This is a genomic window from Sulfurimonas sp., from assembly GCF_027056685.1.
In the GTDB taxonomy this organism is placed as follows: Bacteria; Campylobacterota; Campylobacteria; order Campylobacterales; family Sulfurimonadaceae; genus Sulfurimonas.
The window spans coordinates 1-8807 of the sequence record NZ_JALUKE010000160.1; the positions used below are offsets into that span (position 1 = coordinate 1).

9 protein-coding genes are annotated in these 8807 nt (G+C 34.9%); 2 read left to right on the forward strand and 7 right to left on the reverse strand.

Annotated features, from left to right (window positions below; all coding sequences use genetic code 11):
* Positions 1-51 precede the first annotated feature (51 nt).
* The 3 genes from MVY38_RS06885 to MVY38_RS06895 are packed head-to-tail and all read right to left on the reverse strand — an operon-like array spanning position 52 to position 1716.
* Positions 52-747 carry a DUF3820 family protein gene (locus tag MVY38_RS06885; RefSeq protein ID WP_297484641.1) on the reverse strand — a complete coding sequence of 232 codons (696 nt, stop codon included), beginning with the start codon at positions 745-747 and terminating at the stop codon, positions 52-54.
* Complete coding sequence (locus MVY38_RS06890) at positions 741-1292, reverse strand: hypothetical protein (protein ID WP_297484643.1); 552 nt, start codon at positions 1290-1292, stop codon at positions 741-743. The genes MVY38_RS06885 and MVY38_RS06890 overlap by 7 nt, the downstream gene beginning before the upstream one ends.
* Positions 1285-1716: a hypothetical protein gene (locus MVY38_RS06895; RefSeq protein WP_297484645.1), complete on the reverse strand. Its 432-nt coding sequence runs from the start codon at positions 1714-1716 to the stop codon at positions 1285-1287. The genes MVY38_RS06890 and MVY38_RS06895 overlap by 8 nt, the downstream gene beginning before the upstream one ends.
* A gap of 102 nt (positions 1717-1818) precedes the next feature.
* On the opposite strand from MVY38_RS06895, the gene murA reads away from it, so the two are divergent.
* Positions 1819-3081, forward strand: a complete 1263-nt coding sequence (murA, locus tag MVY38_RS06900) for a UDP-N-acetylglucosamine 1-carboxyvinyltransferase (RefSeq protein WP_297484647.1) — start codon at positions 1819-1821, stop codon at positions 3079-3081.
* Positions 3082-3085: 4 nt separating this feature from the next.
* On the opposite strand, the gene MVY38_RS06905 is transcribed toward murA, so the two are convergent.
* Together MVY38_RS06905 and MVY38_RS06910 are read right to left on the reverse strand one after the other, a co-directional pair.
* A complete protein-coding gene (locus MVY38_RS06905) occupies positions 3086-3463 on the reverse strand; it encodes a helix-turn-helix transcriptional regulator (protein WP_297434313.1) in 378 nt (125 codons plus the stop codon).
* Positions 3464-3476: 13 nt separating this feature from the next.
* Positions 3477-4367 (reverse strand): J domain-containing protein, encoded by an 891-nt coding sequence (locus MVY38_RS06910; RefSeq protein WP_297484649.1) that lies wholly within the window; start codon positions 4365-4367, stop codon positions 3477-3479.
* A 124-nt stretch (positions 4368-4491) separates the two neighbouring features.
* Between MVY38_RS06910 and MVY38_RS06915 the strand changes: the two genes are divergently transcribed.
* Positions 4492-5556, forward strand: coding sequence for an SLC13 family permease (locus tag MVY38_RS06915; protein WP_297484650.1), 1065 nt, complete (start codon positions 4492-4494; stop codon positions 5554-5556).
* A gap of 120 nt (positions 5557-5676) precedes the next feature.
* Here MVY38_RS06915 and purH read toward each other — a convergent pair whose 3' ends face one another.
* Entirely contained in the window at positions 5677-7218 is a 1542-nt protein-coding gene (purH, locus tag MVY38_RS06920) for a bifunctional phosphoribosylaminoimidazolecarboxamide formyltransferase/IMP cyclohydrolase (protein ID WP_297484652.1), read from the reverse strand.
* 13 nt (positions 7219-7231) lie between these two features.
* A partial coding sequence (gene purL / locus MVY38_RS06925) for a phosphoribosylformylglycinamidine synthase subunit PurL (protein WP_297484654.1) occupies positions 7232-8807 on the reverse strand: 1576 nt, incomplete at its 5' end.

Below are 8807 nucleotides of genomic sequence, written 5' to 3' on the forward strand. Positions count from 1 at the left end.
ATTTTTGTAAAAGCGGTGACTGGCATTCAACTGCTACTTTCATATTTATCCTTATAAATAGTACTCTAAAGAGTATCTCAAATCTTCATCTAACTCAGGTAACTGCAACATCCACTGCAAATAGTTTCCATCAAGTTGAATAATCTCTTCAATATATCTGCCCTGATATTTACCAAATGGTAACTTTTCTAACAGCACCTTTGAAAAACTCAGCTCTTGCATCTTTTGTAATGTTGCCATCTCTTGCAAATATTCAAAAAGTAATTTTGTAATAATAACATCACTTTTCACATCATGAGCAAATAAAGCATATTTAATGCCATACTCTTTTTTTAAGCGCTCTTCATCTTTATAAAGCTTCAACTCATAACGCAAAAAATTAAGAGAAAAAAGCTCACACTCAGAAACAAGATGTTTGCTCACCCGAGAAGTATCTACAACTGCTCCCTGCCATGCTAATGAGTGAGACGAGAGTTTCTCCAAACAAAATGCGGCATTATGCATAACTAAAATATTTTCATCTTTATTGTATTTTTGCAAAATTTCAAACGCAGCACTCTCCTTAAACGCAGCACTCTCTTTTATCATCTCATTTGTAACATTATGTATGCTTGAAGCAAGTGCAGGAATCTTTTTGCCCTCATTTATAAATTCTGAAACTAAGTTTTCTTCGTAAAGAAGAGAAATAGCACAAATAACATCCTTTGCTTCAATCCCAGTCGTCTGTAAATCTAAAAATATCAGCATTTGACAACTTTTACTTTTTTACATTTAACACTTAAAATCATAAATGAAAAATAGCCAGCAATGAGTAAAAAAAGATATAAAACATAGATATTAAACCAATCAAAAAGAGTAGCTGCGTTTGAAAAGAGTTTCATAGATATAAACGCAAGTATCATTTGTACTCCAACCAGCCACATAAGAAGCATAAACCATTTACGCCATACTTTTACCAAATCACCATAGCCAATCTGTTCTATTTGTTGACTTTGACTGTTTTTATCAGGGCAGGTAAACAAAATCAATTTAAAGTTCGCATAGCAGTGATTAAAAACAGTTTTAAGCGTCAAGAATAGAGAAAGCAGTAGCGTCACACTCCAAATAATAGCAAACCAAAATTTAAAAATTTCAAATAAAGCAGCATAAACTTCATTATTAAGAGGAACTGCACCTTGTTTAATATATACAACTACTGTTGTAAACGCAGCCCCTAAAATAGCTAAAAAAACACTCAAAAAAGTGAGCCACAGCATCCATTTAAGCCATAAAATAAGGTAAAATCTACTCACTCTTTTTCCCAAATGTTCCAATCATTCCATGATAATGTTCAAGCGTCATAAAACTCTTCTCAAATCTATATCTAATAATGAACTCTACAACCATATTTTTAAAATCAGTATCAACATTTTCAGCCCTGCCATAGTATCCAAGAGAAATATTTTTACTCTTCTTTGTGGCTTCCTTATCATAGCTAATTGCTAATATTTGTAAGTATTTTCCCTCTTTTACTTCACCTAAATTCTCTTTTTGCAGCGAAGCACCAGAGAGATTAATAGCTTTAAATAAAAAAATATCATTAAATTTATCTACCTTTTGACCCATCGCTAAGTCATCAAAAAGCTTTTCTAAAAGTCGTAAATTCTCTTTTCTAGCAGTCTCATAACTAGATATTTTATTTGTTAGATCTTTTAATCTATCGAGGGCTGAACTCATGGCAATTCCTTTAGTAAAAGTATATCAAAAAAAGCAACACAAATATAAGGTATAATTACAATATTAACTTAGAACAATAATATACAATTAATAAAGAGACTTATGGATTATCTAAAAATTTACCCAACACAAACATTAAATGGTGCAATAGAAATATCTGGTGCTAAAAATGCTTCACTTCCACTAATAGCTATGACTATTTTAGCAAAAGAGGCTGTAACTATAGGCAATCTTCCTGATGTTGTAGATATTAAAACACTACTAAAACTTCTCTCAAAACTCGGTGCAAGTTGTAAATTTTCAAAAAAAAGTGTTCATGTTGACACTTCTACTATAAATGAAACAAAAGCAACTTATGATATTGTAAAAACTATGCGTGCTTCTATTTTAGTATTAGGACCTATTCTTGCACGGTTTGGACACTGCGAAGTTTCACTTCCTGGAGGTTGTGCCATTGGACAGCGTCCTATTGATTTGCATCTCAAAGCCTTAGAACAGATGGGAGCAGAAATAGATATAAAAGCTGGATATATCCAAGCAACTACTCCAAATGGCTTACATGGATGTGAAATTATTTTTGATAAAATTACCGTTACAGGAACTGCAAATATTGTCATGGCTGCCTCGCTTGCAAAAGGTGTAACCACCATCACAAACGCAGCGAGAGAACCCGAAGTTGTACAACTTTGCGAAATACTTGCACAAAGTGGTGTCATTATAAATGGCATAGGAACTGCTATGTTAGAGATTCATGGAACAGATGGAAAACTCTTAAATATCAAAGATTTTGATGTTATTCCAGATAGAATTGAAGCAGGCACTTACCTCTGTGCAGGAGCCATAACAAAGAGTGAAATCACTTTAACAAATGTTGAACCAAAACATCTCGGTGCTGTTCTTTCAAAACTTGAAGAGATGGGGCATACATTTACACTTAGCAAAAATACAATTTGTATACACCCTGCAAAAGAGATGAAAGCCATAAAAATAATCACACAAGAATACCCTGCTTTTCCAACAGATATGCAAGCTCAATTTTTAGCTCTTGCCACTCAAGCAGAGGGTGTTTCCATAATTGAAGAAAAACTTTTTGAAAATAGATTTATGCATGTAAGCGAGCTTCAGCGTATGGGAGCAGACATTACTCTTAACGGTCATACAGCAACAGTAAGTGGAAGAACACAGCTTAGTGGGACAGATGTAATGGCTACCGATCTTAGAGCTTCAAGCGCACTTGTTTTAGCAGGGCTCGTAGCAACAGGAGAGACCGACATTCATAGAATTTATCATCTCGACAGAGGATATGAAGCACTAGAGAGCAAACTTCAAAATATTGGAGCGAAGATAGAGAGGCTTAAAGAGTAGAAAACTACTCCTCTTTAAAGACAACCATTTCATAAAGACTTCTTTTAGTTACTAAAGACTTTTCAGGTGATACAGAGTGTGCATTTTTTGCCACCTGAACATCATGCCTCAATTCGGCAATCTCTCGCTCCATAGAGTCAATACTCTCTTTAAGGTTTAAAATAATGTCCACGCCAGCAAGATTAACCCCAAGTTCTCTTGTTAAACGCAGTATAAGTTTAATTCTATCAATATCTCTTTGAGAATAAAGCCTTATTCTTCCATCAGAACGCGAAGGCATAATGAGATTCTCTCTCTCATATTGACGCAAGGTCTGAGGATGAATATCTAAAATCTTTGAAACGATACTAATAAGATAAACTGGTTCATCGTATGTATGCATATTGTTACCCTCCCTATACCGTTTTAGGTAATTTCTCTTTCATTAATTCAACTAAATCAGCATCTAAATCATCTACATTTGGCAAAATAATATTTGCTTTTAAATAAAGAGCACCTCTTTGTTTTGTTTTACGGTTCATCGCACCCATATCTTTGACACGAAATCTTTGTCCATTTTTTGTATTTTGTGGAATTTTGAGTTTTATCTCTTTCTCTAAAGTTTTAACAGAAACTTTTTCACCAAAAAGTGCAGCATAAAGAGGAACATCAATAGTTTTTACTAAATCATCACCCTCTCTGACATACTCAGGGCTTGGAGCAACTGTTATTTTTAAGAACAAATCCCCTACTCTACCATTTTGGGCATGTCCTTTTCCTTTCACACGCATCTTCTCGCCACTTTTTACACCAGCAGGAATTTTGATGTCAAAACGGTCACCATTTACTGAAACGGAGTGTGAGCCACCTAAAATAGCTGTACTAAATGGAATAGTAACACTAGTCTCAATATCTAAATTTGGCTCTTGATAGCGTTGCTGTGCTCCACCAAAACCACCAGAACCAAAGCCTGATGCACCACCAAAGCCACTAAAGCCACTGCCTCCACCAGAGAACATCTGTCTAAGAATTTCATCTAAATCAGCTTGCCCGCCTGAATTTCTTGAAAAATCATGAAAATCTTGACCGCCAAACATACTATCACCATACTGATCATACTGTGCTTTTTTCTCTTTATCACTCAGTATTTCGTATGCAGCATTAATCTCTTTAAACTTATCCTCAGCATCCTTATCTTTATTCACATCTGGATGATATTTTCGCGCTAATTTTCTATACGCTTTTTTAATCTCTGCCTCACTAGCAGTTGGAGAGACTTCAAGTGTTTTATATAATGATTTACTCATATCTTTTTCCTACCTATTTCATAATTTATAAATTTATTAGTAGAATTATATCACAAGAGTTGAGTGGATGTCAATCAAGTTGAGAAATAATTATCTTTTTAAACTATTAGCGATACAATTAGTTATGAAAAATAATTTTATTAATTTTATTGCTCGGGAGTGGCTTTTTTTACTCTCGTTGTGTGGACTACTTTTCACATCTTATCATCTAAGCGCTTTTCCTCTATTTTCTCAAGCCGATTTAGTTCCAATCTTTTTATTATTTGCTCTATTTGTGGTTATAAAAGGATTAGAGAATAGTCATCTGTTTTTACAAGTGAGTTCTTTTTTAGAAAAGTCTAAATTTTTACCTCAAAAGTTACTGTTTATTAGTTTCTTTCTCTCCATGCTTATAAGTATAGATGTTGCAATTATAACACTCTTACCAATAGTCCTATCTCTAAAAATAAAACAGAGAGAGAAACTTGTCATTTTAGTGGCTCTCACTTCACATATAGGCGCAGCCTTAACTCCTTTTGGCACACCACAAAATCTTTTCATCTACTCCTATTATTCTCTTAATACCTATGAATTTATAAAAATAATAGCCCCTTTTTCATTCGCTATGCTTGCACTGTTTTTTATCGTTTCACTTTTTATAAAAACAACATCAATTAGAAAAAAGGAGGAATTAATAGCAAATATAAATAAACCTTTAGCCTACATATATCTCACTCTTTTTCTGACTGTAGTACTTATTATCTTACACATATTACCGCTAAACCTTCTTCCATGGATTTTACTCTTTATCTTTTTCTTTGATATAAAAAGTTTCAAAGTGGACTATCTTTTACTTTTCACATTTATTATTTTTATAGGTTTAACCGCAAATATTAAACAGATGCTCGGAACAACAATAGAACATCCAACACATATCTTCATACTTTCATCTTTTTTAAGTCAGTTCATTAGTAATGTTCCGACAACACTTATACTAAACAAATTTACATCGCAATACGAAGCACTACTTTGGGGAACAAATGTGGGAGGTTTTGGAAGTATCATTGCTGCCATGGCAAATCTTATTACCTATAAAATTTATATTTCACATAATGATTCAAAAAATACAAAATCATTTATATTGCAATTTATAGCGTATGGATACGCTGCATTTATAGCAGGCTACATACTCTATTTTTTAATTATGTAAAAAAATTAGATGCACAATCTAAAATAAAAAGAGTAATGTAATTTCAAGGCGCATAGAGAGGAAGCGTACTATTGTACGTGACGAGTGTAGCAACGCTCAAAGTGCATTGCTATTTTTATTTTAGTGTAGAAAGTGGCGAATTTCTGAGAAATAAAGACTCATACCAAACTCATTGGCAGCCTCAATAATCTCTTCATCACGAATAGAACCACCAGGCTCAATAACATTTTTTACACCAGCTTCAGCTGCTGCGTCAATTGAATCTCTAAATGGAAAGAATGCTTCAGACGCAAGAGCACAACCACTTACATCAAGTCCCATATCTTTTGCTTTTTTGAGTGCACACTGCGCAGCATCAACACGACTTGTCATTCCCATACCAACGGCAACCATCGCTGCGTTTTTCACATAGACCACACAGTTAGATTTTGTAAGTGAAGCTACTTTGTATGCGATCTCAAGATCTTTCATCTCCTCAGCTGAAGCAGAATTTTTAGAAACAAGTTTCGCATTTTTCACTTCATCATCTTTTACTTTATCAGCATCTTGGAAAATAAATCCACCATCAATATGTTTAAAGTCTTTTTTATCATTTGCAAGAACAAGTTTATCACTTCCCATCTCAAAAAGTTTAATGCGTTTTTTGTTAGCAAAAACTTCTTGAGCCTCTTGTGTAATACGACCTGCGATGATAACTTCAATAAAAATCTCATTCATCTTTTGAGCCATTGCTTTATCAACTGTACCATTTACTGCAACAACACCACCAAACGCAGAAACTGGGTCACATTTAAGTGCTTCTACATAGGCATCAAGCAGATTATCACGAATTGCAAAACCACATGGATTTCCATGTTTTGAGATACAAACGGCATTGTCATCTCCAAACGCAGAAGCTATTTTAATCGCACCATTTAGGTCATTAAGATTGTTAAAACTTGCTTCACCCTTGAGAGTTTTGAAGTTATTTGAAAAGTGTTTATCAAACTCATATAAAGCACCATTTTGGTGTGGATTTTCACCATAACGAGTATTCATAACTTTGTTTCCAACTATAAACTGCTTCTCACCAAAGCCCTCGTTAAAACGCTCATTCATATAATTTGCTATCATACTATCATACGCAGCCGTATGCTCAAATGCTTTTACCATAAATCCACGACGAAAATCTTTTGTATTTTTTTCATTTTCTATAGCATCAATTACAACAGCATAATCTTCTACATTTGTTACAATAAGCACTGCATCAAAGTTTTTTGCAGCAGAGCGAACCATAGCAGGTCCACCAATGTCAATGTTTTCTATAATTTCATCAAAATCATCAGTTTTTTCAATAGTCTCTTTAAAAGGATAAAGATTCACACACACTAAGTCAATAGCCTCAACACCAAGCTCTTTTGCTTGGTCTAAATGTGATTGCTTATCACGACGGTGTAAAATTCCACCATGTACATAAGGGTTAAGCGTTTTTACACGCCCCTCAAAACATTCAGGAAATTTTGTGACTTCATCGATCTCTATCGCTTCAACACCACTCTCTTTTAAGAGTTTAAATGTCCCACCAGTAGAGATAATCTCATAACCGTTTTTTACTAAAGATTTACAAAAATCTACAACACCGTTTTTATCACTAACACTTACTAAAGCTCTTTTTTTCGCCATCAAATTTTCCTTATTATAAATCTTGTTCAATTACTCTTGCAAAAGTATTGAAATGATTATCTTGTAGTTGTTCTAAGCTCATACTTACATCATTTATACGAATTGTATCGCCACCAACTGTTCCAATTTTTTCTATACTCATTGACTCATCAAGCATTGCTTCAAACGCTTCACAGTTTTCAGGTTTTACTTCGATGATTGCACGGCTCATACTCTCTGAAAATATATCTCTATCATCAGCAACGCTCATCTCCACATCACAGCCAAGACCACTTGTTGCAGCCATTTTTGCAAGGGCAATAGCTACACCACCACTACTCGCATCTTTAGCACACTCAAGTAGATGTTTTTTATTAGCTTCTATGACTAATTCCCATAGAGCAAGCTCTTGTTTATAGTCAATCTCAGGTATAGCACCAGCAACAGTATCATAAAGCTCTTTCATATATAAAGAACCACCAAATTCTGATTTGCTCTCACCTACAAGATACAAAGCATTCCCCTCTTCTGAAAAAGAGGACATAAGAACATTGTTCTCATCATCATTCACCCCAACAGTTGCAATAGAAGGCGTAGGAAAAACAGAAACACCGTTTGTTTCATTATAAAGTGAAACATTTCCACCAATTACAGGCGTAGTAAGCTCTGCACACGCCTCTTTAATACCTAAACAACCCTCACCAAACTGCCACATAACTTCAGGATTTTCAGGATTCCCATAATTAAGACAATCTGTAATGGCAAGTGGTCTAGCACCACTCATAGCTACATTTCTACCACTCTCAACAACAGCAGCAGCACCACCCATTTTAGGGTCAATGTAACAATAACGAACATTACAGTCTGCACTCATTGCAAGTGCTTTATTATTCTCTTTTACACGAATAACAGAAGCATCAAGCATCCCGCCATTTTTAATAGTATTTGTCTGTACCATTGAATCATATTGCGTATATATCCATGATTTATCTACAACTTCCATAGATTTTGTAAGCTTCTCAAATGCCTCTTGATTTGGAACTCTATCAAAATCATCTATGCTCACTTTATGAATATCATCAAGATATGCAGGTTTTTTCATAGGACGGTTCAGCTCTGGAGCCTCTTCACTTACAGGGTCAACCGGAACTTCAGCACACTTCTCTCCATGCCAGAAAAGTTCCATATTTCCTGTATTTGTCACTTCACCAACAACAGCAGCATCCAAGTCCCATTTTTCAAAGATTTTAATAATCTCCTCTTCACTTCCTTTTTTCGCACAAAGAAGCATACGCTCTTGTGATTCACTGAGCATAAAGTCATACGGAGTCATTCCCTCTTCACGAGCAGGAACTTTATCCAGATGCATTATCATTCCACTTCCAGAACGACCAGCCATCTCAAACGCAGAAGATGTAAGCCCAGCAGCACCCATATCTTGAATACCAATAACATGGTCAGTTTTAAAGAGTTCTAAACACGCTTCTAGAAGTAGTTTTTCAGTAAATGGGTCACCAACTTGTACAGTCGGACGAAGTGATTTTGACTCTTCTGTAAAACTATCAGAACTCATCACAGCTCCACCTAGACCATCACGACCTGTTTTTGCA

Coding starts and splice junctions, on each gene's coding strand:
- MVY38_RS06905 (WP_297434313.1), bottom strand. CDS start 3,463: ATGCATACATACGATGAACCAGTTTATCTTATTAGTATCGTTTCAAAG.
- MVY38_RS06915 (WP_297484650.1), top strand. CDS start 4,492: ATGAAAAATAATTTTATTAATTTTATTGCTCGGGAGTGGCTTTTTTTA.
- MVY38_RS06885 (WP_297484641.1), bottom strand. CDS start 747: ATGCTGATATTTTTAGATTTACAGACGACTGGGATTGAAGCAAAGGAT.
- MVY38_RS06895 (WP_297484645.1), bottom strand. CDS start 1,716: ATGAGTTCAGCCCTCGATAGATTAAAAGATCTAACAAATAAAATATCT.
- murA (WP_297484647.1), top strand. CDS start 1,819: ATGGATTATCTAAAAATTTACCCAACACAAACATTAAATGGTGCAATA.
- purH (WP_297484652.1), bottom strand. CDS start 7,218: ATGGCGAAAAAAAGAGCTTTAGTAAGTGTTAGTGATAAAAACGGTGTT.
- MVY38_RS06910 (WP_297484649.1), bottom strand. CDS start 4,367: ATGAGTAAATCATTATATAAAACACTTGAAGTCTCTCCAACTGCTAGT.